Genomic DNA, 26,825 nt, shown 5'->3' with positions numbered 1-26,825 from the left:
GCCATGTCCGCGACCGAAGCCGCACTGGCCACCAGTAGCACCGAAACAACCGAACAGGGCGACTTTGCCGCGCTGCTCAATCGCGAGTTCCGCCCCAAGAGCGAGCGCGCCAAGGAAGAAGTGGAATCGGCCGTGCGCACGCTGGCCGAGCAGGTGCTCAACCGCAGCGATGTTGTCAGCGAAGACGTGTCGCAGACCATCAAGGCCTATATCGCCGAGATCGATCGCGCCCTCACCGAGCAGCTCAACCACATCCTGCATCACGCCGATCTGCAGCAGCTCGAAGGCGCCTGGCGCGGCCTGCATTATCTGGTCAACAACACCGAGACCGACCAGCAGCTCAAGATCCGCGTGCTGAACATCAGCAAGAAGGAACTGGGCAAGGTGCTCAAGCGCTACAAGGGCACCGCCTGGGACCAGAGCCCCATCTTCAAGAAGGTCTACGAGCAGGAATACGGCCAGCTCGGTGGCGAACCGTATGGCTGCCTGGTCGGCGATTACTATTTCGACCAGAGCCCGCCGGATGTGGAACTGCTCAACGGCATCGCGCAGGTGGCCGCTGCCGCGCATGCACCGTTCATCGCCGCAGCCGCGCCCAAGTTGATGGGCATGGACAACTGGAGCGAGCTCTCCAACCCGCGCGACCTGGCGAAGATTTTCTCCACGCCCGATTACGCCGCATGGCGCTCGCTGCGCGAATCGGAAGATTCCAAGTACATCGGTCTGGCGATGCCGCGCACGCTGTCGCGTCTGCCTTACGGCGCGGCCACCAGCCCGGTGGATGAATTCGATTTCGAAGAAGACACTGCCGGCGCTGACTCGTCCAAGTACACCTGGCAGAACGCTGCCTATGCGATGGCAGTGAACATCAATCGCTCGTTCAAGCAGTACGGCTGGTGCTCGCGCATTCGCGGTATCGAATCCGGCGGCGCAGTGGAAGGCTTGCCCACCCACACCTTTCCCACCGACGACGGTGGCGTGGACATGAAGTGCCCGACCGAGGTGGCGATCACCGACCGCCGCTCCGCCGAATTGGACAAGATGGGTCTGATGCCGCTGGTGCATCGCAAGAACTCGGACATGGCCGCCTTCATCAGCGCGCAGTCGCTCAACAAGCCCGACGAATACGACGACCCGGATGCCACCGCCAACGCAGCGTTGGGCGCGCGCCTGCCCTACATGTTCGCGTGCTGCCGCTTTGCGCATTACCTCAAGTGCATCGTGCGCGACAAGATCGGTTCGTTCTCCGATCGCGAACAGATGCAGAGCTGGCTGACGCGTTGGGTCACCCAGTACATCGACGGCGACCCGTCCAACTCAAGCGAAGAAACCAAGGCGCGCAAGCCGCTGGCTGCCGCCGAGGTGGTGGTGGAAGAAGTGGAAGGCGCGCCGGGCTATTACAGCTCCAAGTTCTTCCTCAAGCCGCATTACCAGCTGGAGGGCCTGACCGTGTCGTTGCGGTTGGTCTCGCGCCTTCCCTCGGCCGCCAAGGCCTGATCCGACGCATTCGCGTCACGGGCACGACGCGAATGTGCGTCGCGCCACCTCGTGTTGTCACTCTCATTGAAGGAGCAGTTCCATGGCGTTCGACATGCATATCAAGTTCGGCAGCGGCAAGGTCAAGATCGAAGGCGCGTCCAACCACAAGAAGCACAAGGGCGAAATTCCGATCCTGGCCTGGTCTTGGGGCGCGAGCAATTCCGGCGACCTGCACACCGGTGGCGGCTCGGCCAGTGGTGGCAAGGCGCATATCCAGGACATCTCCATCACCAAGTACGTGGATGGTTGCTCCAACGCATTGCTCGATGCGGTATGCACCGGAGCACGTGTGGAAAACGCCTGGCTGTACGTCACCAATGCCACTGGCGAGCAGAGCGACTTTCTCACCCTGGAATTGAGTGAAGGCGTGCTGATTACCTCGTTGTCGACCGGCGGTTCCGGCGGCGAAGACCGCCTGACCGAAAACGTGACGCTGCACTTCGGCAAGTTCAAGTACGGCTTCCAGCCACAGGACGACAAGGGTGCCGCCCAGGGTGGCGCGAAGGAATTCACCTACGACATCCAGGGTGTGGCCAAGGCCTAACACGAACGCAGGCAACCACAACGCCTTCGCCACGCAGGAGCGTTTGGCGAGGCAGTGCGGCATGCAGCACGCGTGTAGACGCTCGCGCTGCGCCACCCAGCCGCCCAGCGGATGTTGGCGCTGTGACGTTGGCTGCCTCCGATGGCGGCAATGCAATGACGGGCGGTGCCGCGCACGGCACCGCCACCTTCTTCGACAAGGAGCCACGCGATGGATGCCACCGCACAGACCCTGCTTGCCCAAGGCGAGCCGGCGCAGGCGTTGCAGCAACTGATCCAGCAGGTGCGCCGGCAACCGGCCGATGCAGCGCAGCGCGTGTTCCTGTTTCAGTTGCTGGCCGTCCTCGGCCAGTGGTCGCGCGCCGCAGACCAGCTGCGCGCCTGCGCTGAACTGGATGCCGCCACGCTGCCCTTGGTGCAGACGTACCTTGCAGTGCTGCAGGGCGAACAGACGCGCGCCGAGGTGTTTGCCGGCACGCGGCTACCGCATGTGATTGGCGAACCGGCCGAGTGGCTGGCGATCCATCTACACGCGCTGCAACTGTCGGCGCAAGGGCATGGCGAACAAGCAGCTGCGTTGCGGACGCAAGCGTTCGAGTTGGCACCGGCCAGTGCCGGCGTGCTCGATGGCGAACGCTTCCAGTGGCTTGCAGATGCCGATACCCGTTTCGGACCCTGCATCGAGCTCATGCTCGACAGCGGCTACGCCTGGGCACCGCTCAGCCACATCCAGCAGCTGCGCATGCAAGCGCCGCTGGATCTGCGCGACACCGTGTGGGCGCCCGTGAGCGTGCTATGGCGCAACGGCGGCCAGGCCTTCGGCTACCTGCCGGTGCGTTACCCCGGCAGCGAGCACCTGGATGCCGGCGAGCTGCAACTGGCGCGCCGCACCGAATGGACGCATGGTGCGCAAGGCGAAATCGGCCTGGGCCAGCGCATGTGGAGCACAGAGTCGCACGAGATTGCGCTGCTCGATGTGCGTGACGTGCAGTTCGACGCGGGCTGACGCGCCATGGCCGAACTCACCACCACCGAACGCTTGCAGCCTTCGCTACTGGACCGGCTCACCGATGCCGCGCCCAGCCAGCGCGAAGAGAGCCGCGAGCAACGCGTGATCTCGGCCACGCGCCTGCGCGAATGCGTGATCCGCGATCTGTCGTGGTTGCTCAATGCCGTAAATCTGGAAACCAGCCGCCCGCTGGAAGCGCACCCGCAGGTGCGCAGCTCGGTACTGAATTACGGCATCCCGGACCTGGCCGGTGTTGCAGTGGCCGGCATCGATGCGGCAGCGCTGCAACAGCGCATCCGCGAGGCGATTCTGGCCTTCGAACCGCGGCTGATACCCGAGACGCTGCGCGTCAGTGTGCATGCCGATGCCGCACGCATGGACCGGCGCTCGCTGCTGTTCACCATCGAATCGGAGATGTGGGCGCAACCGCTGCCGTTGAATCTGTATCTGAAGACCGCGCTGGACCTGGAAACCGGGCGGCTCGATGTCGTCGAAGGGCACGGCTGACGCCATGGACCCGCGCCTGCTGCCGTACTACACCCGCGAATTGCAGCACGTGCGCGACATGGGCGCCGAGTTCGCGCGCGAGTATCCCAAGATCGCCGGGCGGCTCGGTCTGGACGCGTTCGAATGTGCCGACCCGTATGTCGAGCGGTTGCTGGAAGGCTTCGCGTTCCTGGCCGCGCGCGTGCAACTCAAGCTGGACGCGCAATACCCGGTGTTCACCCAGCACCTGCTGGAGATGGTCTACCCGCATTATCTGGCACCGTTGCCGTCGATGGCGGTGGTGCAGTTGCAGCCGGATCTGAAAGACAGCGGGCTGGCAGCAGGCGTGGTGGTGCCGCGGCAAAGCGCGCTGCGCAGCCTGGTCGGCCCGGGCGAGCGCACCGCCTGCGAATTTCGCACCGCGCATGCAGTGAGCTTGTGGCCGTTGCAGCTGGCCGAGGCCAAGTATCTTGAATCGCCGGCCGCAGTGGCGGCTGCCGGCATCGCCTTGCCGCCCGGGCGCGTGGTGCGTGCCGGCGTGCGGCTGCGCTTTGAGCTGGTGGGTGGCGCGCAGACGCAAGCGCTGGCGCTGGATCGGCTGCCGCTGTTTCTGGCCGGCGCCGACGGCTTGCCCAAGCGCCTTTACGAACAACTGCATGCCGATACCACCGCCGTGGTGGTGCGTGGCAGTAATGCCAGCGGTGGCATGCTGGAGATGACGCTGGGCGCCGATACCGTGCAGATGCGCGGCTTTGCCGATGACGATGCATTGATTCCGTACGACGGCCGTTCGTTCAGTGGTTACCGCCTGCTGCAGGAATACTTCGCCTGTCCGGAGCGCTTTCTGTTCGCAGAACTCACCGGGCTGCGCGCGCCATTGCGGCGGTTGCACGGCAGCAGCTTCGAGGTGGTGGTGTTGCTGCAACGCAGCCTGCCGAGCCTGGCTGCGGCAGTGGGCGCCGAGCATTTCAAATTGTTCTGCACCCCGGCAATCAATCTGTTCCCACGGCGTGCCGATCGCATCCATCTGCACGCCGGCCTGCACGAATACCACGTGCTGGCCGACCGCACCCGGCCGATGGATTTCGAGGTCCATCATTTGGGCGAAGTGGAAGGCTTCGGCGATCGTCAGGAGCCGGAGCAACGCTTCGCGCCGTTCTATGGTGGCGACGCACGCACCTGGCATGCACGGCATGGCGCGTTCTACAGCATGCGCCGCGAACCGCGCATGCTATCGGCCCGCCAGCGCCGCGATGGCGCGCGGTCGAGTTATGTGGGCAGCGAAGTGTTCGTCAGCCTGGTCGATGCCGACGATCAGCCGCACAGCACGCGCCTGCGCCAGCTTGGGCTGCAACTGTGGTGCAGCAACCGCGATCTGCCGCTGCATATGCCGGTAGGCAAGGGCACCACCGATTTCACCATGGACAGCGGCGTGCCGGTCCAGAGCGTGCGCTGCGTGGCCGGGCCGACCAAGCCGCGCCCGGCGTTGTCGGATGGGCAGACTGCGTGGCGCCTGCTCAGCCAATTGCAGCTCAATTATCTCTCGCTCTTCGAAGACGGCCCCGACGGCGCCGCTGCGCTACGCGAGATCCTCACCTTGTACTGCGACCCGTTCGACGCATCCGCGCAGCGGCAGATCGAAGGCGTCAAGCAGGTGAGCGGCACACCGATCGTGCGGCGCATCCCGGTGCCTGGCCCGATCACCTTCGGCCGCGGCCTGGAGATCACGCTGACCTGCGAGGACGCCGCCTTCGAAGGCACCGGCGCCTTCCTGCTGGCCTCGGTGCTGCGGCACTTCTTCGCGCGCTATGTCTCGGTGAATTCATTCACCGAAACCGTGCTGCGCACCACCGAACGCAACGAGGTGGCCCGATGGCCAGCCCAGCCCGGCACGCGCCCGCGCCTGTGAGCGCCGCGGCTGCGGCGCTGGCCCAGGCGCTGCAGACCCGGCTACAGGATTTCAGCCCGTTCGCGGCCTTGCGCGCGATCGAGCGCTGCCACACGCTGCAGCCACGCCTGGGTGAATCGACGCGCGCCAGCGACGATGTGCTGCGGCTGCGGCATGCGCCATCACTGGCATTCGCACCCCATGCGCTGGACCGCTACACACCGGCAACGCACGATCAGCCTGCCGCGCTGTACGGTCTGTTTTTAGGCCTGTTCGGCCCGAATGCGCCGTTGCCGTTGCACCTGACCGAATACGCCATTGAGCGTGCGCAGCAAGCCAAGGACGGCACCTTTGCCGCATTTGCCGATGTGTTCCACCACCGCATGCTGAGCCTGTTTTACCGCGCCTGGGCGCAGGCACAGCCCAGCGTGCAGGCCGAGCGCCCGGCGAGCGACCAGTTCCGTGCCTGGCTGGATGCACTGGTCGGCATCGCCAGCCCGCATCTGCGCGACCGCGACGCGTTGCCGGACGATGCACGTCGTTACTACGCCGGCCGTCTTGGTACCGCCACGCGCACGCCGGAAGGCTTGCGTGCCCTGCTGCAGCAGTTGTTCGAATGGCCGGTGCAGGTACAGGAATTCATCGCCGAATGGATGCGCCTGCCGGCCGATGCGCACCTGCAACTTGGTCTGGGTCCGCGCAACGCGCGGCTGGGCGTGGACAGCGTGGTGGGCGCACACGTGCGTGGCGCCCAGCAACGCGTGCGCATCTGCCTGGGGCCGCTGCCGCGCCTGGCGTTTCAACGCTTTCTTCCGGGCGGCCAAGCGCTCAGGCAACTCACCGCTGCGGTGCGCAGTTATCTGGGCGACGAATTTGGCTGGGAACTGCAGCTGTTGCTTAAGGCCGACGAGGTCCCCACGCCGCACCTGGCGCGCAATAGCCGGCTGGGCCTGGATACCTGGCTCGGCCGCCGTGCCTGGAGCATTGCCGACGCCGACGAGGTGCTGCTGCGCCCCTCGGGGTGACGCAGCGCCTTGCCGATTCGCTTACGACTCTCTATTCGATTCAAGGACGCACCATGGCCGAGATCTCCCGCAGTGCCCTGTTCGGCAAGCTCAATCCGCTGGCCTACCGCGGTATCGAGAGCGCCACCGTGTTCTGCAAGCTGCGCGGCAACCCGTATGTGGAGCTGGTGCATTGGCTGCATCAGTTGCTGCAGCTGCAGGACTCGGACCTGCACCGCATCATCAAACACTTTCAGCTCAACCCCTCCACGCTGGCGCGTGATGTCACGTCGGCCCTGGACGCCTTGCCGCGCGGTTCCACTGCCGTCACCGACCTGTCGGCCAATGTCGAAGAAGCGGTGGAGCGCGGTTGGGTGTATGCCTCACTGAGTTTTGGTGAAGCGCAGGTGCGCACCGGCTATCTGGTGGTTGGCATTCTGAGCGTGCGCGGTTTGCGTAATGCATTACTGGCGATCTCCAAGGAGTTCGACAAGCTCAAGCCCGCGGTACTCAGCGAAGACTTTGCGCGGATCGTGGCCGGCTCCCCGGAAGATGGTTTGCTGCCCAGCGATGGTTTCTCACTCGGTCAGACCGCTGCACCTGGGGAGGCTAGCGGCGCCATCGCGCCGGCCGCACTGGGAAAGCAGGAAGCACTGAAGAAATTCACCACCGACCTCACCGCACAGGCACGCGAGGGCAAGCTGGACCCGATCATCGGCCGCGACGACGAGATCCGCCAGGTCGTCGATATCCTGATGCGCCGCCGCCAGAACAACCCGATCCTGGTTGGCGAGGCCGGTGTCGGTAAGACCGCGGTGGTGGAAGGCTTCGCACAACGCATCGCGCGCGGCGATGTGCCGCCCGCGTTGAAGGACGTGCAGCTGCGCACGCTGGATGTGGGCCTGCTGCAGGCCGGCGCCAGCATGAAGGGCGAATTCGAGCAACGCCTGCGCGCAGTCATCGACGAAGTGCAGGCCAGCCCCAAGCCGATCATTTTGTTTGTCGACGAAACCCACACCCTGGTCGGCGCCGGTGGCGCGGCCGGTACCGGCGATGCGGCCAACCTGCTCAAGCCCGCACTGGCGCGTGGCACCTTGCGCACCGTGGGGGCGACCACGTTTGCCGAGTACAAGAAGTACATCGAAAAAGACCCCGCGCTGACGCGGCGCTTCCAGGCCGTGCAGGTGGACGAGCCGGACGAAGCCAAGGCAGTGCGCATGATGCGCGGCGTCGCTTCGATGATGGAACAGCACCACCGTGTGCAGATCCTGGACGAAGCGCTGGAAGCGGCGGTCAAGCTCAGTCACCGCTACATCCCGGCGCGGCAGCTGCCGGACAAATCGGTGAGCCTGCTCGACACCGCCTGCGCGCGCGTGGCGGTGAGCCTGCACGCTACGCCTGCGGAAGTGGACGACAGTCGCCGCCGCATCGAATCGCTGGAGACCGAGCACGCCATCATCGAACGCGAGCGTGCGATTGGCATCGTGGGGGAGGAGCGTGCTGCAGCTTGCGCCAGCCTGCTGCAAAGCGAGCACGGCCGCCTGCACGAGCTGGAACAGCGCTGGGTTGGCGAGAAGGCATTGGTGGACGAGCTGTTGTCGTTGCGCGCACAACTGCGTAGCGGTGATTCATCGGTGGAAGGCACCGGCAGTGCGTTGGAAGCAGAGGCCGACACCGACGCAGATGCCGCTGTGGCGCAGTCGGCGTCTGGCGACACTGCCGTGCTCGACGCACCGGTGCAAGTTGATCGCGACACGCTGTTAGCGCGCCTGCAGTTGGTGCAGGCCGAACTGGCAGCATTACAAGGCGAATCGCCGCTGATCCTGCCCACCGTCGATTACCAAGCGGTTGCCGCCGTGGTCGCCGACTGGACCGGCATCCCGGTCGGGCGCATGGCGCGCAACGAGATCGACACCGTGCTGCGCCTGCCCGACCTGCTGGCCAAGCGCGTGATCGGCCAGGACCACGCCATGGAAATGATCGCCAAGCGCATCCAGACCAGCCGCGCCGGTCTGGACAACCCGGACAAACCGATCGGCGTGTTTCTGCTGGCCGGCACCTCCGGCGTGGGCAAGACCGAAACCGCACTCGCGCTGGCCGAAACCTTGTACGGCGGCGAACAAAATCTGATCACCATCAACATGAGCGAGTACCAGGAAGCGCATACCGTCTCCTCGCTCAAGGGTGCACCGCCGGGCTATGTGGGCTACGGCGAAGGCGGCGTGCTCACCGAAGCGGTGCGCCGCAAGCCGTACTCGGTGGTGCTGCTGGACGAAGTGGAAAAAGCCCACCCCGACGTGCACGAACTGTTCTTCCAGGTCTTCGACAAAGGCTGGATGGAAGACGGCGAAGGCCGCCGCATCGACTTCCGCAACACCTTGATCATCCTCACCAGCAACGCCGGCACCGACCTGATCGCCAGCCTGTGCAAGGACCCGGAACTGATGCCGGATCCCGACGGAATGGCCAAGGCCATCCGTGAGCCGTTGTTGAAGGTGTTTCCGCCGGCATTGCTCGGCAGGTTGGTGGCCATTCCGTACTACCCGCTGAGCAACGCCATGCTCGGGCAGATCGTGCGGCTGCAGTTGAACCGCATCAAGAAGCGCATCGAGGAGCGCTACAAGATTCCGTTCGAGTACGACGATTCAGTTGTTGAGCTGGTGGTGAGCCGGTGTACCGAGAGCGAATCGGGTGGGCGGATGATCGATGCGATTTTGACGAATTCGATGTTGCCGGCGATGTCGAGGGAATTCCTGGGGCGGCTTGCACACCAGGCATCCATCGGAGGCGTAGGAATGAGCACGAATCCAGACGGCTTCTCGTACCTGTTCCACTGACAGGCGCAGGCGCGCACGGACAGAATCCAAAGAGAGGACTTCGATGAAGATCAGTGATGCATCGGAATTGGAAATGGTGTTGTTCCTGGATGAGAATTTCCAGGTTGTCGATGGTGTCCAGATCGAAGCGACGCAGCGGATGAGGGACATGCTCGTCTTCGCGCGCATGGCCAGTTTCCTTTCCGACAACGAAGCGCTTGCGTCGGCGGTCAAGGACCTGTCCTTTGAGCTGGGCACGGAATACGCAAAGTTCCGTGAGGTACAGCGCGATGGCGTCAATTATCGCCGTCTCGGCGCCTTCTCCTGTGCGCTTGGAAAATATGCATCCTATTACGGGTTCAGTAGGAAAGTGGTCATTCTCAATGGCCAGATTAGCCCTGCTGATTTCAACGATGTAGTGGGGGCGAAGATCATGTTTCGCGACCTTTTCACCCGCGCCCATGGCGAGTTCACGCACGCGATACAGTGGCTTCTGCTGGTCCAGCGATTCGGCGAGGTGGCGGCCGTTTACTACGCCAAGTCAGTCCAGTACCGTTCCACCCGGACGTTTCTCGCACAAGGCGGGCCACAGCGAGCCTATATGTGGAATTTCCTGGTGGACTGCTTCGACGGTGCGGAGGACTATCGACAGAACATCTACGCTAAGACATTCAGGTGCCCGCAGATCGCTACCGAACGCCTGCGGACGCTGCTCCCGACTCAATCGTGGTTGGGGGAATTCCTCTACGCTCGCCGGCACAAGGGCTTGAAAAATGGGGAGGAACCCTACGTAGACGCACACTACACGAATGGGCGGACCATCAACATGAAGCCACCCCACATCAACAGGACGGTCTGGACAAACGACGGGGAAGAAATTCGGGCCTATACCCAGCTGCGCGAAAACATCTATTACAAGTCTGTCATTGAGGCGAGGAAGAACTGAACTTTTGGAATTGTCGGGTGCGCGGCCAAGATTTCCGTAATGCCCGATAAGAACTAAAAGGAGCGCAGAGCATATGAATTCCGAGCTAGACCGGTGCAGGCAAAAACGAAGAACTGCAGAACTGCGAAGCTGCATTCTTCATCGCCGCCACTTCCTCGACGATCCAAGCCATCGGCAACAAGCGCGAGCGTGCTCGGGAACAGCGTTAGGAACACTTTAATAAAAAATCGGATCAGGTTCGGTTTAGAAGTGAATCTGACCCCGTCTCCCGGTCCAGGAGCGTTACAGGATTATTTTCAAGCATGACGATGCGCTGATGGAACTAGTGATGATTCGGTTTGCCGCGGTAGTGAAACGGAACGAATGATCGATGCGATTTTGTCGAATTCTTTGTTTCCCCAGATTTTCGGGATTTGGTGACGCCTAATCGGATTGGAGAACTGTGATGATTGACACCAGTGGCAGAAGGCGGTGGCTTTGCTATCAGTCGAATTTTTTAAAGACAGGGTGCCTGCAATGAGGATCCTATTCTGGAATGTCCAGCGGCTTGGTACTGGAACGCCAGGCAGCAAGCAAAAAATAATGGAGCAAGTTGTCGCTGAGGCTTTCCATCTGCACAACGCAGAATTTGCTGTCCTATGTGAAGTTACAAGCGACCTTGAGCTTGGAGGTGTGGCCATCAACAAGCAAGTAGTCACTGCTAAGCGGACCGCAAAGGGGACCAAGGCTCAGCTTGGCTATGCAGCTATCGATGATGACCTCGATGAAAGTGTATTGATGCGCTTTAATCCTCCAAGCTTCAGGGACGTTTTCGGGACTTCGCCTTGGAAAAAAGGCGGAGGTGAATTCACGAAGCAAAGCAAGCGTCATGTTGCGTGTCTGGGGGCTTTGAACGGGATAAGTTTGTATGTTTACCATGCCAATGCTAGCGGGAAGGCGGCCTTTTTAGTTGGGTGGGTAGCCGAGGCACTGCATCAGCTGCACAACGGCTCGTTTGTGTTAATGGGAGATCTGAATTGTGAGCCCGCAGGTCTCATCCTCGCCATGCAAGAGAGTGGTTCCGATCTTAATTATTTCAATGTTGCTTTTAATGGAGACACGCATAACGCTAAGATTGGAGTTTCCAAGACGTACGATTATGCAATCTCCGGAAGCAATGTTGCGACCAATGTTGAAGTGCTTAATATTGCTCCCGCAGTGGCCAACTTTTCTAAAAGCATCAACCCGCTCGACGACATATCAGATCACTGTCCAATCATTGTGACGTTCTGAAAACCATTTGTCAGCAATGTGCCGGAACGAACGAAAGTGCAAAATAGGTAACTGGTATCACAACGACGCCCCCCCGATTTTGAGTAGCACCTCAGTTTGGAGTCCAATTCCCTAACTCGAGGAGATTGGACGTGAAGAAGCGTTTTTCTGAAGAACAGATCATCGGCTTCCTGCGCGAAGCTGATGCCGGTGTGGCGATCAAGGACCTGTGCCGGCGGCATGGCTTCAGCGAGGCTTCCTATTATCTGTGGCGCAGCAAGTTCGGCGGGATGAGCGTGCCCGATGCCAAGCGGCTCAAGGACCTTGAGTCCGAGAACGCGCGGCTGAAGAAGTTGCTGGCCGAGCAGCTGTTCGAGAACGACCTGATCAAGGATGCACTGCGAAAAAAGTGGTGAGCGCACCGGCGCGTCGCATGCTGGTGCGCGAGTGGATCGGGCGTGGTGCCAGCGAGCGTCGTGCGTTGGCAGTGATCGGCATGAGCGCCAGTGCGCTGCGATATTGCCCGCGCGAAGATCGCAACGTCGAACTGCGCGAACGCATCTGTGCGTTGGCGCATCGCCATCGCCGTTATGGTGTGGGGATGATCTATCTCAAATTACGACAGGAAGGACGCATCGTGAACTACAAGCGTGTGGAGCGGTTGTACCGCGAGCAGCAGCTGCAGGTCCGGCGCCGCAAGCGCAAAAAGGTGCTGATAGGAGAGCGTCAGCCGCTGCTGCGGCCATCGCAGGCCAATCAGGTGTGGTCGATGGATTTCGTGTTCGACCGCAGCGCCGAAGGCCGAGTGATCAAGTGTCTGGTGATCGTGGACGATGCAACCCACGAAGCGATCGCCATCGAGGTGGAGCGCGCAATCTCGGGCCATGGCGTGACACGCGTGCTGGATCGGCTGGCGCACAGTCGCGGCTTGCCACAGGTGATCCGCACAGATAACGGCAAGGAGTTTTGCGGCAAAGCGATGGTGGCCTGGGCACATGCGCGTGGCGTGCAGTTACGGCTGATCCAGCCTGGCAAGCCAAACCAGAACGCCTACGTCGAATCGTTCAATGGCCGGCTGCGCGACGAATGCCTCAACGAGCACTGGTTCCCAACCCTGCTGCATGCGCGTACCGAGATCGAACGCTGGCGACGCGAATACAACGAGGAGCGACCCAAGAAGGCCATTGGCGGCATGACGCCATCTGCGTATGCCCAACAGCTGGCCAACACCGATATCATCAACCCCGGACTCTAAACCCGGCCGCTACTCAGAGCGGGGGGACGTCGACAAAGCCGGGGTAACCGGGCCAGGCTAACCTATCGGTCGACAACAGCGACTTGAGATGCCGACGAGCCGCTGAATGCCCGCAAAAAGATGCGTCTATGGCCGCTGTGCTTGCGCGTCGGCGGAAACTGCAGTTCTTTGCACTTCCATCGCCGGCCAGAGTTGTGTCCGGCGCAAAAAAAAAAAGGGCTGCATGCGACATCGGTCAGCGAGCACTGTGCGTCTGCTTGGCGCTGCCATCGGCAATGTGCCGGGTTCATGGCGGTCCAAGCCGGTCCAAGCCGGTCTGTAACAAGCCGCCAGGCGCGCTTTACCCGTCTTCGTCACTGAAGAAGAGAACGCGTGCTCCAAGAGACAACGCTTCGTTCTCCGCTATCGGTAAGCTATGCCGTTTGGGGGGAGGCGTAAATGAAAATAAGTCTTGCGCTGGTGATGTGCGTATTGTCGTTACCGGCAGCGGCGCAGTCGGCCTACAAGTGCAGCGATGCAAAGCTGGGGACCGTTTACCAGTCCACGCCGTGCGCCGACGGCGCCGAGCAGAAGCGTTGGAACAAGCAAGCCGGGCCGGCTCCGACCGCAACGGTTGCGGCGACGCAGGCAGGCCCGAACACGGCGTCTGCCACGGGCCAGGAGTCAAACCTGGGCTTACGCCTGATCAGCTACGAGCGCCAGCCGAGCCCGGAGGCGTGTACGCGCGCCACCCATGTGCGCGACAGCGCCCGCGCCGATACTACGATGCGTGGCGATCCGGATTTCATGCAGGCTCTTGAGCGAGCGGTCGTGCAGGCCTGTCGCTAGCAAGGGTGTTCAAGTCGCGCATCTGCAATCAAGGCACGGCAAGGAAGATCGATGCAAGGACGTGAAGGGGCTTTTTCCAAATGGTGCGAGTTGCTGATCGTGGTGACGATCGCCTTCGGTCTGCTGATCTGGTCCAGCCTTTCGGCGGTGGCGCGCGATGCCATAGAGCCGGTCTTCTCCGACGCTAGCCTGTGGGGCATGGTGTTCTACGAACTGCTCGTTCTGGCGATCCTGCTGCCAGTGCTGTGGTTCCGCGGATGGAGGCCGCAGTCGCTGGGGCTGCAGTGGCAACTACGCGACTTGGCGGCGGGACTCGGCTTGCTGGCGGTGTGTCTGTTGCTCACCTATCCACTGACGCTGTTGAACTGGAGCTCGGGGAGCAACACGAATCCATTCGATGCGATGGTCGCCGGGCGGCTGTCGATCGCGGCTGTGCTGGCGATCTCGCTGATCAATCCGATCTTCGAGGAAGTATTTGTGTGCGGTTACGTGATCCGCGCGCTGGAGCCGCGCTATGGCCCTGCAGTTGCGGTGAATGTCAGCGTGGCGGTCCGCGCCTCGTATCACCTATATCAGGGTCCGATTGGTGCCATCAATATCTTGATGTTCGGGTTGATCCTGGGCTGGTGGGTGGCCCGACGCGGGCGGCTGTGGCCGGCGATCCTGGCGCATGGCGCGCTGGATTTGCTGGGCTTGATGGCCTACACCTGAGTGGTCTGGCGTAGCCGCGATGCCGCACACTTGTCGCTTAACCGAACACGGGACGAAGCAATGGCACGACGATATGGATGGAGCGGGATGCTGGTGTGGCTGGCGGCGTTCGGCGCGATGGCGGCCGGCCCGACGCCCGGCGAATACGGCACCAAGCAAGGTTGGGGCAGCCTGCAGGTCAGCGAAAAGGGTGGGGCGCGCCACTTCGAGATTCTCGCCGTGGGCGCCAACGGCCACACCTGTTCGCTGGAGGGCACGCTGCAAGGCGACAAGGCGGAAGTGCGCGATGCCAGCGACACGCCTTGCAAGCTCGCGTTCAAGCCGGTGGCCGGTGGCTTCAGCATCGCCGCACTGACGCAAGACAGTTGCCGCGACTACTGCGGCATGCGCGCCAGCTTCGAAGGCGACTATCTGAAGTTGCCTGCCGGCTGCACCTCCGCGGCCAGCAGCCGACGACGTGAGGCGTACCTGCGCGACTATCGCGGCAAGCGCTATGCCGAAGCACTCGCCGGCATGCAGGCGTTCGCGGGCGAGTGCGGCGAGTTTTTCAACTGGCTCGATCGCGACCGCTTCGCCAACGACCGCGCGCTCACCCTGCTGCGCCTGAACCGTCCGCAGGAGTGCCTGAAGGCGCTTGATCAGACCATGGCCGGTCGCAGCCGCGACGAGGCCTCGTTCCAGGCGGAGATGGACAAGGACAGCACGATGCTACCGCCAAGCGACTGGGATGCGTACCTGCCCATTGCCAGGTCCACCTGGTTCAATCGCAAGCTCTGCGAGGCGGCAAAGCGTTGAGCGCGATGGCCTGCCATGCTGCGCGCAGGGAAACCCTTGCGCGCGGCGTCGCACGGAGCGTCGCTCGTGGTTGATCAAGGTGATGCGCAAGAAAGTGGGCGCTTGCAGCCGCGCGCGCTGGTACTCACATCAGTATCGCCACTTCAGCCCGCGAAGGATGGACAATCGAGTTCATCGTTGGATTCTTGCCAATACGCAGTCATGCCGTTCCCGATCGTCCATCGCCGCAATGCTGCGGCTGATCGCACTAGAGCGTCTTGTCTAGCGTGATGACCTGGAGTCCGCTGCAGACAGAACCACCATTCTCGATCTTCGCAACCGGCTGAAACCCGTTACCTTGCCGCGCAACTACTGCCGAGCGTCAGCGCGGATCTGTCGCGAAAGCGCCGGCATCTGCGGTGCTGTTTGATCTTGGATGTGGCGCCGGAACCGCACGAAGTTGAAAGCCCGTGCACGCATGGAGTGCGGGACTTTGGGCGGTACGCAATTGCGGAGCGTTGCAGAAGTACGCCATCGCGCGCTGCGAGGATGCCGGCCGAAGCCTCGTCGTGATTGCCGCAGACAAGAAAAGCGGCGCCAGGCCGACGCCGCTCCGTTGCAGTGGTACAACCGTTCGCTCAATCCTTCCGGTAGATCACACCCAGCTTATCGATGGCATCGCCGGCGCGGCCGGTGAAGCCGGCGATATGCCAGCCGGTGGGAGCAGTGAGGGTGTAGCGCTCGCTGGTCGGGGTGCCGGCGGCGATGCTGCGGCCCTGGTTGGTGGTCACGCTGAGCGAGAACAGCCGGGTGCGGCCGTTGTACTGACCGAGCGTGACGGTGGCCGCGGTCAGCATTTCGCCGCTGCGCAGGGCCAGGGTGGTGGCGGTGCCGCCGCTGCCGCCGCTGCCGCCGTGGGCGAGCGTGGCGCCGTTGTCCAGGCTGGCGGCCACTGCATCCAGGCGTTCGGCACCGCGCAGGGTGACACTGCGCAGCTGGCGCTGGTGCGCGCCGCCTGCCACGTCGTTGAACGGTACGCCATGCGGTCCGCCGAAGCTGTCGCTGGTGCGCACGTCGGTGCCCACCGCCCAGCCGAACTGCGTGTACAGCGGATAATGATCCGACAGCGGCTTGCCGGCGCTGTCGTAGAAATTGCCTGGGTCGAGCTGGTAGCGATTGGCGGCCAGGGTCAGCTGCGGCGCGGCGCGGTACAGGATCTTGTCCACCACCTCGCAGGTGTTGGTCGGCGGCGTGCCGCACAGCAGCGGTGCGGCGCCGGCGGCCGGGGCGGTGCCCTTGATCAGTTCCACCCACGGATCGATCAGGTTGTTGCTGGCGATCAGCTCGCGGATGTTGTCTTCGCTGCGGGTGTAGCGGGTGTTGGAGTCCATCATCACCAACACCGCGTTGCCGGCCGACCAGGTGCCGATGAATTGCGACAACTGGCTGATGTTGGCGCGGCGGGCGGCCAGGTCGGCAGTTTCGGTACCGGCATTTGGATGGGCGTTGTAGACGTCCAGCAGCACGCCGTTGTCCAGCCGCAGCTGCATGTAGCTGAAGCCCTTCGGCGTGAGGCAGTCGGTGCCGTTGCACTTGTCCCATGTGACCCGGGTGAAGTCGTTGAAGGGATAGTTGCTCAGCGTGTTGAGGCCATCGCCGATGGCGGCGCCGCCACTGGTGGGCGTGCGGTAAGGATGTTTGTCGCCGGCGTAGAGCGCCGCGTGGTAGTTGAAGTCTTCCTGCACGTGGACCAGCGCATACGGCGCCAGTTTCGGTGCCAGCAGCGGCGTATTGGTGGCGGGGTTGCTGCTGGAGATGCCCTCCGGCAGGCCAGCGACGTTGTAGGTGAGCACGTCGAGGACGCCGACGCTGGATTGGGCGTGGGCGACACCGGCGCAGGCCAGGGTCACACCGATTCCGACGCTGAGCAGAGAACGCAGATGCTGAAGCATGATGACCTCGTGCGGTTGGGTAACAGCGGATGGACGCGACGCGTTGGGCCCAGCGCGCCGCGTGGAGGGGATCAGTGGTCCATGGCGAGCGGGTCGAGTGCGGCCTGGACGATGCGGGCGAACTGCGGCAATGGGCAGTCGTACGCCGGCGTGGCAGTGCTGCAGCCGGGAACGAAGATGGCCGCGCTCGGCGGCGGTGCCTGCAGCGTCAATGGCACGCGTTCGCGCAGCTGCGTCAGGCTCTGCGCGGTGTAGCGCAGGCGGATGACGCGCTCACCGTCGGCACGCCGCCAGCGCTCGAACACCAGCGCGCCACCGGGCACGGTTTGGTCCGGTTGGTAGCCGGGCAACTGCCAATGCAGATCGAACATGCCGGCCAGCAGGGTCAGGGTGCCGTCGTGGCCGGACACCACCACCAGACGCGCATCGCCGCCGATGGCGTCGGCCGCGGCGTGTGCATCGCTACCTTGCTGCAGCGTCGCCAGCAGGCGTGCGGCTAATGGCGTGCTGGCCAGACGCGCGACGGTCGGCGCACGCAGACGCAGCGCGAATTCGGCCTGGTGCGGGGCGAACACGCGCAGCAGCGTGGCCTCGTCCAGGCCTTGCCAGCCCAGCGCAGCGAAGTCCTGCCCATCGGCCCAGCCCATCAGCAGGCTTTCGGTGATGCCTGAGGCGGCGGCGGCAGGTCCATCGATACCGGGAATCGACGGGCCGGCATCATCCAGCCCGGCCGGTACCGTGGTCAGGCGCAGCTTGCCGGGCGCAGCCTGCGGCGGGCAGGGACGTTGCGCGCATTGCAGCAGCAGGTGTTCGAGCGTGTCGATCGCATCGGCCTGTGCGGCGTTCCAGGCGCGGGCGTCGCCGCCGATGCGGCCGGCGATGGCGGCCTGCATGCGCGCACGCGCTTCGGGCTGACGCAGCGCGGCGGTGCCATCGAACAACACATCGGAACTGCCAGCCGGCACGCCGTGCACCGGGTTGGCACAACCAGGCGTCAGCGTGCTGGCCAACGCTTGCGCCGAGGCAATGGTGCGTTGGGTGCGGTTTGCCCAGTAATAGGCCTGGCCGCAGCCATCGCCGGTCAACAGGCCCAGGGTGGTGTAGCGCGCGCGGTAGTAGTCGCCGAACAGGTGCTCCAGCTGCGCGCCGTTGGCGGTGAGATGACCGGCCGGCACGGCAAAATGCGGCCATGGATGCAGCGAATAGCGGCCCAGCTGTTCGGGGCTGGACATCGCCGCACGCACGCCATGGCGTTTGAGGATCAACACCTTCTCCAGCGTGTCGGGCGCGGCGGTGGCGGCATGGGCAGGGCAGAGCGGCACGAGCGCGAGCCCGAGCAGGGCGGTAGCGCGGCGGCAGAAACGCAGAAGCATCGGCAAATCCAGTGCGAATGAAACGGTGGGACGAAAAGAACCGCGCAGCACAGTGGCGGTCGTGCGCGAGGGCGACGACCGTCAGCCGCGCATGCAGGCGCGCTTAGAACCGCGCGCGCAGACCCAGCGACCAGGTCCGGCCGTAGTCGGTGTAGCCGCCGAACAGGTGATCGCCGACGTATTGCCGCTGCACCTGGCCGGTGAGATTGATGGCGTTGACGAACACCGACAGGGTGTCGTTGACCTTCCAGGCCACGTTCGCGTCCAGGCTGCCGAAGGCATCGCTGTTGAGCGTGGCGACATTGGCCGTGCCCACCGCGTTGACGATGTTGTCGCTCCAGCTGTAGCTGGCGCGCGCCATCAGCGGGCCCTTCTCGTAGAACAGCACGGCGTTGTAGGTGTTCCTGGCCACGCCTTCCAGGCTGTCGGTGAAGCGGCGCGTGCCGTCGCGGTAGGTCGCCTGGCTGTCGGTGAAGGTGTAGTTGAGCTGCATGCCCAAGCCGTCCAGCGGCGCCGGCAGGCCGGTGAACACCTGCTGGTAGGCCAGCTCCACGCCCTTGACGCTGGCCTGGCTGCCGTTGGTCTTGGACGAGAGCAGGTAGGTCTGGCCCTGGTAATCCAGGTAGGACAGCTGGGTCTGGATGAAACTGGAGATGTCCTTGTAGAACACACCGCCGGTCAGTGCCGAGGTGCCGTCGATGTACCACTCGAAGGTCAGATCGTACTGCCAGGCCTCGAACGGCCGTAGCGCCGGGTTGCCGCCGCTGGCGGTCAACACTTCGCCGCTGGAGTTGAAGGTCAGCTTGGACGAGAGGTCGGTAAGATCCGGGCGGGTGATTACCTTGGCTGCGGAGGTCCGCAGCACCATGTCATCGCGCACGTCCCAGGCGGCGTTGAACGAGGGCAACGCATTGGTATAGCTGCGCTCGAAATGTACCGGCTGGGCGGCGCCGTCGAGATCGGCATGGCCGTCGGTGGTTTGCTCGGTACGCACCAGGCGCACGCCGAGATTGCCGCGCAGGTCGCGCCCGGCCAGCGCGCCGCCGAAGTCGGTCATCGCATACGCCGAGCCAATCTTCTCGCGCACTTCGTAGGAGTTTTGCAGGTCGGCACTATTGGGCGTGCCGCTGAGGTCGGCGGCGGTGGGCCAGTCGCCCCAGAACGGCGCCTCGATCGGCGCCAGCCATTGCCGTGGCAGCTGGCCCTTGCCGTCGACCAGCATGTCGCTCACCGGCAGCGCGGTAAAATAGCTGCCCGGAAAGCGCACGCCGGCGATGCGGTTGAGCAGCAGGTCGGCACGGTCGTAGGTGCGCGAGCGCTCGCGGTACTTGGCGCCGAACTTGATGTCGCGCAGCCAGCCATCGCCGAGCGTGCGCTTGGCGTCCAGCTGCAGTGCGTCTTCCTTGTCGCGCGCATCGATCTCGCGCCATTCCAGCCGGCGCCCGCTGACGCTGGCCGGGTTGGTCGGATCAAAGCCATTGGTGAAGCTCCAGTTCGGTACGTTGTCGTCGTCGGCCTGCGGCATCTCCACCCGCATCGACAGGTTGGTGCCGCTGCGCAGGCGCATGCGGCGGATCGGGTCGGAGTCGTAGCTGTGTGCCTGCGAATGGAAGGCCACCGCACCGAGCGTCCACAGATCGCCATTCCAGGTGCTGGACAGGCGCGCGCTGCGGTTGTCGTCGGTGATGCCGGAGGTTTCGCGCGACACCTGCACCTGGCCATTGCGATAGTCGAAGCCGGTCACGCCGCCGTGGTCCACTTGCAGGTTGCTCATCTTGGCAACGCCGTCGAAGCCCACGCCCAGGCTGTATTCGTCGTAATGCACCGTCTGCTTGGCATACAGCAGGTCCAGATTGGTTTCCCAGGCGGCGCTGGGGCGCCATTGCAGCGAGGCGGCCACGCCGGTGCGCTCGCGCTGTTCCAGTTCCAGCGTCGGGCGCAGGCCGGTGGGCAGGTAGGACGCACCCGGCGCACCCGGCACGCCATTGGGGTAGTAATCCCAGCTCACTTCGTTGACGCGGTCCTGGCGCAGGCTGCGCTGGGCATACGCACCGGACACCAGCATGCCGAAGGTGCCCTCGGCATTGACCCAGTTGAACAGGCCGGACACGCGCGGGTCGTTGGCATGCGTGCGTTGCGCCTGGCTGGATTCCAGCGAGGTGTTGAGCAAGGTCTTGCCCAATTCCAGCGGGCGGAAGGTGCGCACATTGACGATGCCGCCGATGGCGCCTTCGTCCAGATCGGCGGTGGGGCTCTTGATCACGTCCAGGCCGGAGACCAGTTCCGCCGGCAAGGTGTCATAGCGAAACTGGCGGCCGGTCTGGCCGGAGGTGCGCACGTTCTCGTTGACCGCCATGGTCTGGCCGTTGAGCGTGGTCACCTGGAAGTTGGGGCCCAGGCCGCGCACGCGCACGTACACGCCTTCGCCGCGGTCGCGCACGATCGACACACCGGGCACGCGCTGCAAGGCTTCGGCCACGTTCTGCGCCGGCAGCTTGCCGATGTCTTCGGCGGCGATCACGTCGACTACGCTGTCGGCATAGCGCTTCTCGCGCAGCGCGGCGCTGAGACTGCCGGCATAGCTGCCCAGCACCTGGATGCTGTCCAGTTCACGCACGGGTGCACCGGCGGCGGCCGGGGTGGTGGCCGCGGCAGGCAGCGTTGCTGCGGGCGCATCGCTCACCGTCTCTGCCGGCTCGATGGTCACCGTGGTCGGTGTCAGATAGCGATAGCGCAATCCGGTGCCTTGCAGCAGTTGCTGCAAGGCCTGCTCGGGCGCGGCGCCGGCGGTGGTGCCGCGACTCTGCTGCGTGCCGCCGACGCTGGCCGCATAGACGAACTGCAGGCCGGTCTGGCGCGACAGCGTATTGAGCGCGCGCGCCAGCGGTTGTGCGGGAATGGCGTCGACTGCGACGGGTGGCGTCTGGGCGCCGGCAGCGCCGGCATGCAGGGCGAGGGCAACGGACAGGAACAGGCAGCAGCGCATCATCACTTCCAGGCAGAGGGAGAGGGGCGTCGCACCGATCCACGCGGATCGCTGCGGCGACTACCCCCTCTACGAGGGGCGACGAGCCGAGTCGGGCACCGTTTTTCGATGAATTTTCTGTGACACGTGCAAGGGCGATGGCGTGCGCGTGCCGTGGCTACGCGCAGAGCGGTGGTGCGCGGGAAAAAGCACGTTGCCCCTCCGATCGCCGATCGCGTCGATCGTTGCGTTACGCGGCACCATGCAGCGCAACGCGTGCGCCTAGATCGAATGCGCCGATCCGGATGCCAGCCATTCGCTGCGCAGATGCGTCGGCGCAAACACCCGATGCAAACAGGCATGGCCGTGCGACACCGCGGCGTGCCGGCCAATGGCAAGCACACGTCGGGCAATGCCGTGGTGCCTGCCGTGCGATTTCTGCGCGCACGTCAGCGCCAGCGGGTCGGTCGCATCGGCCGCGTGCGCTACCGGTCGGTGGTCGCCGGTGGTGCACCGCCGACGATGTGCAGCGCATCGGCGTGTTGTTCGAGCCGCAGACCGGGCTGCCGTGCGAGAAACGCGCGCAGGCCGGCGAGGTCGTCGCTACGCAGATTGCCGGTCAGGCGCATCGCGCCGGCGCGTTCGTCGTCGATACGCAGCTGGATGCGATTGAGGCGATTGAAGTCTTCGGCCACGTTGCGCAACGGCTCGTCGCGAAACACGATGCGCTGCTGCTGCCATGCATGCATGGTGGCGACATCTTCATTGCTCAATGCGACCTGGCCGGCCTCGTCGATGCGCGCGCTTTGTCCTGCGCCAAGATTGGTCAGCATCGGCTGCGCCGGGCGGTCGGCGCGCCAGACATGCACGCGACCGGCAGACACGTCGATGCGTGCCTGCTGCCCATGCAGCGCAATGTCGAACGCGGTGCCGATGTCTTCCACGCGCAGGTCCAGCGCCCGTACCTGCAGCGGGCGCCGGTCCGCTGCGACAGCGAAGCTGGCCTGGCCCTGCAGCAGCTGCAGGCGGCGCGACCACGGCGTCATGGTGGCCTGGATGCGCGTGTCCGCATTGAGGAACACCACGCTGCGGTCGGACAGTTGCACGCGGCGTTGTTCGCCATGCGCCGTCGCATAGGTCGAGGTGTGCGGCCAGGCCCAGCTGCCGAGCACCGTCAGCAGACCGAGCATGGCGGCCAGACCGACATGCCAGTGCGGCCGGCGTGCCGCCGACTGCGGGCGAGCGGTTCCCCTTGCAGCGACGGGATGCCGTGGCGGCAACGGCAGTGCGATCACGTTGCGCGCCATCCCGGTGTCGTGTCGGCGGTCGGCCTGCAGCAGCGCGTCGACATCCAGCGCCATCGCATCCAACGCCTCACCGAGCGCACCGGCCACCTGCGTCACTGCCAGGTATTCGCGCACATGCGCCGGCGAGGCGGTCAGCCAATCCATGAAACGCGCCTGCTGGTCGGCATCCAGCGGCTGCATGCGTTGCAGCGCATGCCAGTGCGCTGCTTCCTCGGTCAGGCGGCGCGCCGCCAGCGACGCGACGCTCACCACCATTGCGCTCCCTCGTCGGCCAAGGCCTGTCGACAGGCCGACAGGCCACGCACCACGTATTTCTTGACCATGTGCGAAGACACACCCAGGCGTTCGGCGATCTGCTTGTAGCTCAGGCCATCGCGATACTGCATCACCAGCACCGCGCGCACGCGTTCGGGCAGCCCGGCCAGCACGGTCTGCAGGCGTTGCTGGCGCTGTTGCCGCTGGGCGCTGTCTTCGACATCGTCACCGGCCACCAGCCGTTGCGCGAACTGTTCCATGTCCTCGATACGCAGCGGCGCCTGCTTGCGCCGCACCGCCTGCTCGCGCGCCAGATTGACCGCCACCGTGTACAGATACGCTTCCGGGTTGGCGATGGCCTGGCCCGGCTGCTGATGCGCACGCAGCAGGCGCAGATAGGTTTCCTGGACCAGGTCTTCGGCGTCCTCGTTCGCCCCGCGGCGCACGAAGAAGCCGCGCAGCACCGGGCCATGTTCGGTGAACAGACGTGCCCAGGCGCGCTTTGGATGTGCCGACACCCCGACCTCCGGCCGATTGCAGGGGCGCAGGCTAGCGGCGTCGTATGACGTGGCGGTGACGCGTTGGCTGCCGATGACGTGGCGGCGGGCGCGCACGACCGGCGCCAGGCCCGTGCTTGCCCATGCAGCCGCCGCGACCCGAGACCGCCGCGTCCTGGGGCCGCGCCCTGCCGGCGACAGGCTGGGCGTACCTGAGGCGGACCCGGCTGCCGGCGGCACCTTGCTAGCTACCTGGGCTGCTCCGCGCTGTCGGGGCGCGGTGATCGGGGGTCTGAATGATTACCGGCGGCGTGTTCCGCGTCGGTGCCAATGCGGGATACTGCGTGTCCACGCAGGCGAGATGGGCTTGGATGTCCGAGCTGCCGATCACCGAGTTGTTGCAGGCCTGGCAGCGCGACGAACCCGGCGCGGGCGACGCCTTGGCGCGTCAGGTCTATGACGTGTTGCGCGCCACCGCCATGCGCGAGCTGCGTCGCGACGGGCGCGCTGGCTTGCAGGCGACCGAGCTGGTGCACGAGGCGTGGATGCGGCTGGAACAGGGCCAGCAGGGTTTTCGTTCGCGGTCGCACTTCTATTCGGTGGCTGCGCTGCAGATGCGCCACCTGTTGGTGGATCTGGCGCGTCAGCAGGCCAGCGCCAAGCGGTTGGGGCAGGCAGTGACGCTGACCCTCAGCCTGTCCGACGGCGCCGCACGGCCGGAGGCATTGATGCTGGTGGCCGATGCCTTCGACAAGCTGGCCCAGGTGGACGAGCGCAAGGCCCGTGCATTCGCATTGACCGAGCTGGTGGGCTTCAGCGTGGCCGAGGCCGCCGAACAGCTGGAGGTGTCGGTGCCGACGCTGGAGCGCGATCTGCGCTTTGCCAGGGTGTGGCTGGCGGCGCAGCTGTGAGCCTGGCCGCCACCGCGTGGCAACGTCTGGAAGCCTTGTTTCATCAGGCCTGCCAGTTGCCTGCCGCCGAGCGCGAGGCATTTGCGCGCGCGCAGGCCGGCGACGACGCCAGCGTGCGCGACCAATTGCTGGCGATGCTGGCAGTGGAATCGCAAGCCACCTTGCGCGTGCGGGCGCCGTTGAAACAGGCCGCCGCCGCATTGCGTGCGCCGTTACCGGAACTACCGGCCGGCACGCGCTTCGGTGCCTGGGCGATCGATCGCCTGATCGGCGCCGGCGGCATGGGCCAGGTGTATCTGGGCCACCGTGCCGATGGCGCGTACGAGCGCGAGGTGGCGATCAAGCTGGTGGCCGCCGATGCGCTGGATGCGCAGGGCCGTGCACTGTTCGAATTCGAGTGCCGGCTGCTGGCGCAGATGGTGCACCCGGCGATCGCGCAGATCCACGACGTGGGCACCGATGCCCACGGCCAGCCGTACCTGGTGATGGAATACCTGCGCGGCGAGCCGATCACCTGGTGGTGCGACCAACACCGCCTGTCGCTGCATGCGCGCGTGTTGCTGATGCTGCGTGTCAGCGAGGCGGTCCAGCACGCGCATCAGAAGGGCGTGATCCATCGCGACCTCAAACCCAGCAACGTACTGGTCAGCGAGATCGACGGGCGGCCGATGCCAGGGGTGATCGACTTCGGCATCGCCATCGATGCGACCAACCCGGGGATGACCTACGCGCACGATCGCGGCACGCCGGGTTACATGAGCCCGGAGCAGGCACGCGGCGCGCCGGATGTGGACGCGCGCAGCGATATCTATGCCTTGGGAGCGATGTTCTACGAATTGAGTTGCGGGCTGGCGCCGGTGGCCGGGCGCGACGGGGTGCCGCAGCCGCCGTCGCAGCGGCTGGCAACAGTGCCGGCCGATGCGCGTGCACGCATCTGCGCGGCGCGCGCGACCACCTACCAGAAATTACACGAGCACCTGCGCGACGGGCTGGATGCGATCGTGCTGCGCGCGCTGGAGCCGCAGCCGGGCGCGCGCTACGCATCGGTGTCCGCATTGCTGGACGATCTGCATCGCTGGCTGGACGGCTACCCGCCGCGCGCCCTGCAGGCGAGCCGCTGGCTGCGGCTGCGCAAGTTCACCCAGCGTCATCGCAGCGGCGTCGTCGCCGCCGGCCTCGCTGCGGTTGCCGTGGTCGCCGGGCTGGGGGCCACGCTGTGGTCGCTGCAGCAGGCCGCGCGCGATGCGCAACGTGCGCAGGTCACCGGCGATTTCATGAGTTCGGTGTTGTCCAGCGTGGACCCTGGCGTGGCGCGCGACCTGGACAAGACCCTGATGCTGCGCGTGCTGCAGCAGGCCTCGCAGCGTGCGGCGCGCGAATTGGCCGACCAGCCCGATGCGCGCACCCAGGTGGAACTGACGCTGGGCCGCACGCTCATTGCGCTGGCCAATTTTGCGCAGGCCGTGGAGCATCTGCGCATCGCACAGACCCTGGCGCAGCAGACTGCCGGTGCGGGCAGCCTGCCGGCCTTGAAGGCCACGTCCATGCTGGGCCAGGCGCTCACTGGCGACGGCAAACCAGGCGACGCCGAGCGCGTCTTGCGCCAGGGCATTGCGCAGGCAGCACGCGGCGATGCGCAACAGCAGGCCATGGGCAACGAGCTGCGTGCCTGGTTGGCGTGGGCCCTGCGCGAACAGGGCCGCATGCGCGATGCGTTGGCAGAGAGCCGGCATGCCTATGTCGCCGCGCTGGCCAATGCCTCCAGCAGCGCGGACCAGCGTATCGACGCCGGCAACAGCTACGCCGCCATGCTGGCCGATAACGGCCAGCTGGTACCGGCGATCGCCTTGCAGCGCAGCCTGTTGCGCGAGCGCATGGCCATGCACGGGCCCGAGCATCCATTGGTGGTGTCGATGCGCAACAGCCTGGCAGTGTTCCTGCTGATGCAGCGCGACTTTGCCGGTGCCGAAGCCGAACTCGTCCCGCTGCTGCAGGTCGCACGCGCGTTGTATGGCGAGAGTGCCGCCGACACCTTGATGGTCGAAGGCAACCTGGCCGGCGCGTTGCGCCAGCAGGGCAAGCTGGCCGAAGCCGGGCCGTACTACCGCAGGACGCTGGAGCGCGCACGCGCGGCCTTCGGCAACGATGCACCGGCCACCATCGCCTATCGCAGCAACCATGCGTTCTGGCTGCTGGACGACGGCCAGGTGGAAGCATCGCTGGCCGAACAGCGCGCCGCGCTTGCTGCCTCGGAGCGTGTGCTGGGCCGCGCGCATCCGCAAACGGCCGAGATCCTGCGCGGCATGTCCGAAGCCGAGCGCAGGCTGGGCCAGACCGTGGCGGCGCGCGACCACGCGCAGCAGGCCTTGCAGATTCTTACCGGCATTTTCGGCAATGCAGACCAGCCCCTGCGCGCGGCGCGCCAGACCCTGGCGTTGGCGACGCCGCCGGTGGATACCAGCGAGGCACAGACCACCACCTCGGTGGCGCAGCGCTGAGACGAATTGTCGGGTGA

At 64.8% G+C, this 26,825-nt stretch carries 20 protein-coding genes and 1 pseudogene; 16 read left to right on the top strand and 5 right to left on the bottom strand.

Annotation, left to right across the window (positions count from 1 at the left end):
* Positions 1–3: 3 nt before the first annotated feature.
* From tssC to ACCQ16_RS19690, 14 genes and pseudogenes are all read left to right on the top strand, one after another.
* On the top strand, positions 4–1,497 hold the full coding sequence (tssC, locus tag ACCQ16_RS19755) for a type VI secretion system contractile sheath large subunit (RefSeq protein WP_127167797.1): 1,494 nt from the start codon (positions 4–6) through the stop codon (positions 1,495–1,497).
* Between the two features lie 82 nt (positions 1,498–1,579).
* A complete protein-coding gene (locus tag ACCQ16_RS19750) occupies positions 1,580–2,083 on the top strand; it encodes an Hcp family type VI secretion system effector (RefSeq protein ID WP_008572542.1) in 504 nt (167 codons plus the stop codon).
* 210 nt (positions 2,084–2,293) lie between these two features.
* Positions 2,294–3,088, top strand: a complete 795-nt coding sequence (locus tag ACCQ16_RS19745; protein ID WP_008572543.1) for a type VI secretion system accessory protein TagJ — start codon at positions 2,294–2,296, stop codon at positions 3,086–3,088.
* Positions 3,089–3,094: 6 nt separating this feature from the next.
* A complete protein-coding gene (tssE, locus tag ACCQ16_RS19740) occupies positions 3,095–3,598 on the top strand; it encodes a type VI secretion system baseplate subunit TssE (protein ID WP_008572544.1) in 504 nt (167 codons plus the stop codon).
* A gap of 4 nt (positions 3,599–3,602) precedes the next feature.
* Positions 3,603–5,486: a type VI secretion system baseplate subunit TssF gene (tssF, locus tag ACCQ16_RS19735; protein ID WP_277573385.1), complete on the top strand. Its 1,884-nt coding sequence runs from the start codon at positions 3,603–3,605 to the stop codon at positions 5,484–5,486.
* Positions 5,450–6,490 carry a type VI secretion system baseplate subunit TssG gene (gene tssG, locus ACCQ16_RS19730; protein ID WP_029820717.1) on the top strand — a complete coding sequence of 347 codons (1,041 nt, stop codon included), beginning with the start codon at positions 5,450–5,452 and terminating at the stop codon, positions 6,488–6,490. The genes tssF and tssG overlap by 37 nt, the downstream gene beginning before the upstream one ends.
* A gap of 53 nt (positions 6,491–6,543) precedes the next feature.
* Positions 6,544–9,306 carry a type VI secretion system ATPase TssH gene (gene tssH / locus ACCQ16_RS19725; protein ID WP_372380094.1) on the top strand — a complete coding sequence of 921 codons (2,763 nt, stop codon included), beginning with the start codon at positions 6,544–6,546 and terminating at the stop codon, positions 9,304–9,306.
* A gap of 43 nt (positions 9,307–9,349) precedes the next feature.
* The gene (locus tag ACCQ16_RS19720) at positions 9,350–10,231 is read left to right on the top strand and encodes a LirA/MavJ family T4SS effector (RefSeq protein WP_029820715.1); all 882 of its coding nucleotides are present in this window, start codon (positions 9,350–9,352) and stop codon (positions 10,229–10,231) included.
* A gap of 89 nt (positions 10,232–10,320) precedes the next feature.
* A pseudogene (locus tag ACCQ16_RS19715) lies at positions 10,321–10,437 on the top strand (IS5/IS1182 family transposase); the annotation flags it as partial.
* Between the two features lie 376 nt (positions 10,438–10,813).
* On the top strand, positions 10,814–11,503 hold the full coding sequence (locus ACCQ16_RS19710) for a hypothetical protein (RefSeq protein WP_031424834.1): 690 nt from the start codon (positions 10,814–10,816) through the stop codon (positions 11,501–11,503).
* 131 nt (positions 11,504–11,634) lie between these two features.
* A protein-coding gene (locus tag ACCQ16_RS19705) for an IS3 family transposase (RefSeq protein ID WP_094030629.1) occupies positions 11,635–12,737 on the top strand; the annotation gives its coding sequence in 2 pieces (ribosomal slippage) (positions 11,635–11,893 and positions 11,893–12,737; 1,104 coding nt in all).
* A 438-nt stretch (positions 12,738–13,175) separates the two neighbouring features.
* On the top strand, positions 13,176–13,565 hold the full coding sequence (locus tag ACCQ16_RS19700; RefSeq protein ID WP_029820714.1) for a DUF4124 domain-containing protein: 390 nt from the start codon (positions 13,176–13,178) through the stop codon (positions 13,563–13,565).
* A 51-nt stretch (positions 13,566–13,616) separates the two neighbouring features.
* Positions 13,617–14,276 carry a CPBP family intramembrane glutamic endopeptidase gene (locus ACCQ16_RS19695; RefSeq protein ID WP_008573281.1) on the top strand — a complete coding sequence of 220 codons (660 nt, stop codon included), beginning with the start codon at positions 13,617–13,619 and terminating at the stop codon, positions 14,274–14,276.
* Positions 14,277–14,336: 60 nt separating this feature from the next.
* Positions 14,337–15,071, top strand: coding sequence for a hypothetical protein (locus tag ACCQ16_RS19690; RefSeq protein WP_011349007.1), 735 nt, complete (start codon positions 14,337–14,339; stop codon positions 15,069–15,071).
* A gap of 617 nt (positions 15,072–15,688) precedes the next feature.
* Here the strand turns inward: ACCQ16_RS19690 and ACCQ16_RS19685 are convergent.
* The 5 genes from ACCQ16_RS19685 to ACCQ16_RS19665 all read right to left on the bottom strand — a co-directional run bounded on the left by ACCQ16_RS19685 (position 15,689) and on the right by ACCQ16_RS19665 (position 23,420).
* Positions 15,689–17,002, bottom strand: coding sequence for a jacalin-like lectin (locus ACCQ16_RS19685; RefSeq protein ID WP_277573251.1), 1,314 nt, complete (start codon positions 17,000–17,002; stop codon positions 15,689–15,691).
* A 71-nt stretch (positions 17,003–17,073) separates the two neighbouring features.
* Entirely contained in the window at positions 17,074–18,375 is a 1,302-nt protein-coding gene (locus tag ACCQ16_RS19680) for a histidine-type phosphatase (protein ID WP_277573252.1), read from the bottom strand.
* A gap of 103 nt (positions 18,376–18,478) precedes the next feature.
* Positions 18,479–21,364, bottom strand: a complete 2,886-nt coding sequence (locus ACCQ16_RS19675; RefSeq protein WP_277573253.1) for a TonB-dependent receptor — start codon at positions 21,362–21,364, stop codon at positions 18,479–18,481.
* A gap of 461 nt (positions 21,365–21,825) precedes the next feature.
* Positions 21,826–22,902, bottom strand: coding sequence for a FecR family protein (locus tag ACCQ16_RS19670; RefSeq protein ID WP_372380093.1), 1,077 nt, complete (start codon positions 22,900–22,902; stop codon positions 21,826–21,828).
* A complete protein-coding gene (locus ACCQ16_RS19665) occupies positions 22,893–23,420 on the bottom strand; it encodes an RNA polymerase sigma factor (protein WP_014091409.1) in 528 nt (175 codons plus the stop codon). Before ACCQ16_RS19665 ends, ACCQ16_RS19670 begins: the two co-directional genes overlap by 10 nt.
* Positions 23,421–23,770: 350 nt before the next feature.
* Between ACCQ16_RS19665 and ecfK the strand changes: the two genes are divergently transcribed.
* Both ecfK and ACCQ16_RS19655 read left to right on the top strand, forming a co-directional pair.
* Complete coding sequence (gene ecfK, locus ACCQ16_RS19660; protein WP_218501781.1) at positions 23,771–24,310, top strand: ECF-type sigma factor EcfK; 540 nt, start codon at positions 23,771–23,773, stop codon at positions 24,308–24,310.
* A complete protein-coding gene (locus tag ACCQ16_RS19655) occupies positions 24,289–26,808 on the top strand; it encodes a serine/threonine-protein kinase (protein ID WP_109290453.1) in 2,520 nt (839 codons plus the stop codon). Before ecfK ends, ACCQ16_RS19655 begins: the two co-directional genes overlap by 22 nt.
* Positions 26,809–26,825 lie beyond the last annotated feature (17 nt).

It is taken from the genome of Xanthomonas sp. NCPPB 1062, assembly GCF_041481705.2.
Lineage (GTDB): Bacteria > Pseudomonadota > Gammaproteobacteria > Xanthomonadales > Xanthomonadaceae > Xanthomonas > Xanthomonas euvesicatoria.
This window is presented reverse-complemented; position numbering and strand designations above follow the sequence as displayed.

Excerpts from the sequence above, each read along its gene's own strand:
- ACCQ16_RS19710 (WP_031424834.1), top strand. The coding sequence starts at position 10,814 with ATGGAGCAAGTTGTCGCTGAGGCTTTCCATCTGCACAACGCAGAATTT.
- ACCQ16_RS19680 (WP_277573252.1), bottom strand. The coding sequence starts at position 18,375 with ATGCTTCTGCGTTTCTGCCGCCGCGCTACCGCCCTGCTCGGGCTCGCG.
- ACCQ16_RS19750 (WP_008572542.1), top strand. The coding sequence starts at position 1,580 with ATGGCGTTCGACATGCATATCAAGTTCGGCAGCGGCAAGGTCAAGATC.
- ACCQ16_RS19720 (WP_029820715.1), top strand. The coding sequence starts at position 9,350 with ATGAAGATCAGTGATGCATCGGAATTGGAAATGGTGTTGTTCCTGGAT.
- ACCQ16_RS19670 (WP_372380093.1), bottom strand. The coding sequence starts at position 22,902 with ATGGTGGTGAGCGTCGCGTCGCTGGCGGCGCGCCGCCTGACCGAGGAA.
- ACCQ16_RS19700 (WP_029820714.1), top strand. The coding sequence starts at position 13,176 with ATGAAAATAAGTCTTGCGCTGGTGATGTGCGTATTGTCGTTACCGGCA.
- ACCQ16_RS19690 (WP_011349007.1), top strand. The coding sequence starts at position 14,337 with ATGGCACGACGATATGGATGGAGCGGGATGCTGGTGTGGCTGGCGGCG.
- tssF (WP_277573385.1), top strand. The coding sequence starts at position 3,603 with ATGGACCCGCGCCTGCTGCCGTACTACACCCGCGAATTGCAGCACGTG.
- ACCQ16_RS19695 (WP_008573281.1), top strand. The coding sequence starts at position 13,617 with ATGCAAGGACGTGAAGGGGCTTTTTCCAAATGGTGCGAGTTGCTGATC.
- tssE (WP_008572544.1), top strand. The coding sequence starts at position 3,095 with ATGGCCGAACTCACCACCACCGAACGCTTGCAGCCTTCGCTACTGGAC.
- ACCQ16_RS19675 (WP_277573253.1), bottom strand. The coding sequence starts at position 21,364 with ATGATGCGCTGCTGCCTGTTCCTGTCCGTTGCCCTCGCCCTGCATGCC.
- ecfK (WP_218501781.1), top strand. The coding sequence starts at position 23,771 with ATGTCCGAGCTGCCGATCACCGAGTTGTTGCAGGCCTGGCAGCGCGAC.
- ACCQ16_RS19685 (WP_277573251.1), bottom strand. The coding sequence starts at position 17,002 with ATGCTTCAGCATCTGCGTTCTCTGCTCAGCGTCGGAATCGGTGTGACC.
- tssC (WP_127167797.1), top strand. The coding sequence starts at position 4 with ATGTCCGCGACCGAAGCCGCACTGGCCACCAGTAGCACCGAAACAACC.
- ACCQ16_RS19745 (WP_008572543.1), top strand. The coding sequence starts at position 2,294 with ATGGATGCCACCGCACAGACCCTGCTTGCCCAAGGCGAGCCGGCGCAG.
- tssH (WP_372380094.1), top strand. The coding sequence starts at position 6,544 with ATGGCCGAGATCTCCCGCAGTGCCCTGTTCGGCAAGCTCAATCCGCTG.
- tssG (WP_029820717.1), top strand. The coding sequence starts at position 5,450 with ATGGCCAGCCCAGCCCGGCACGCGCCCGCGCCTGTGAGCGCCGCGGCT.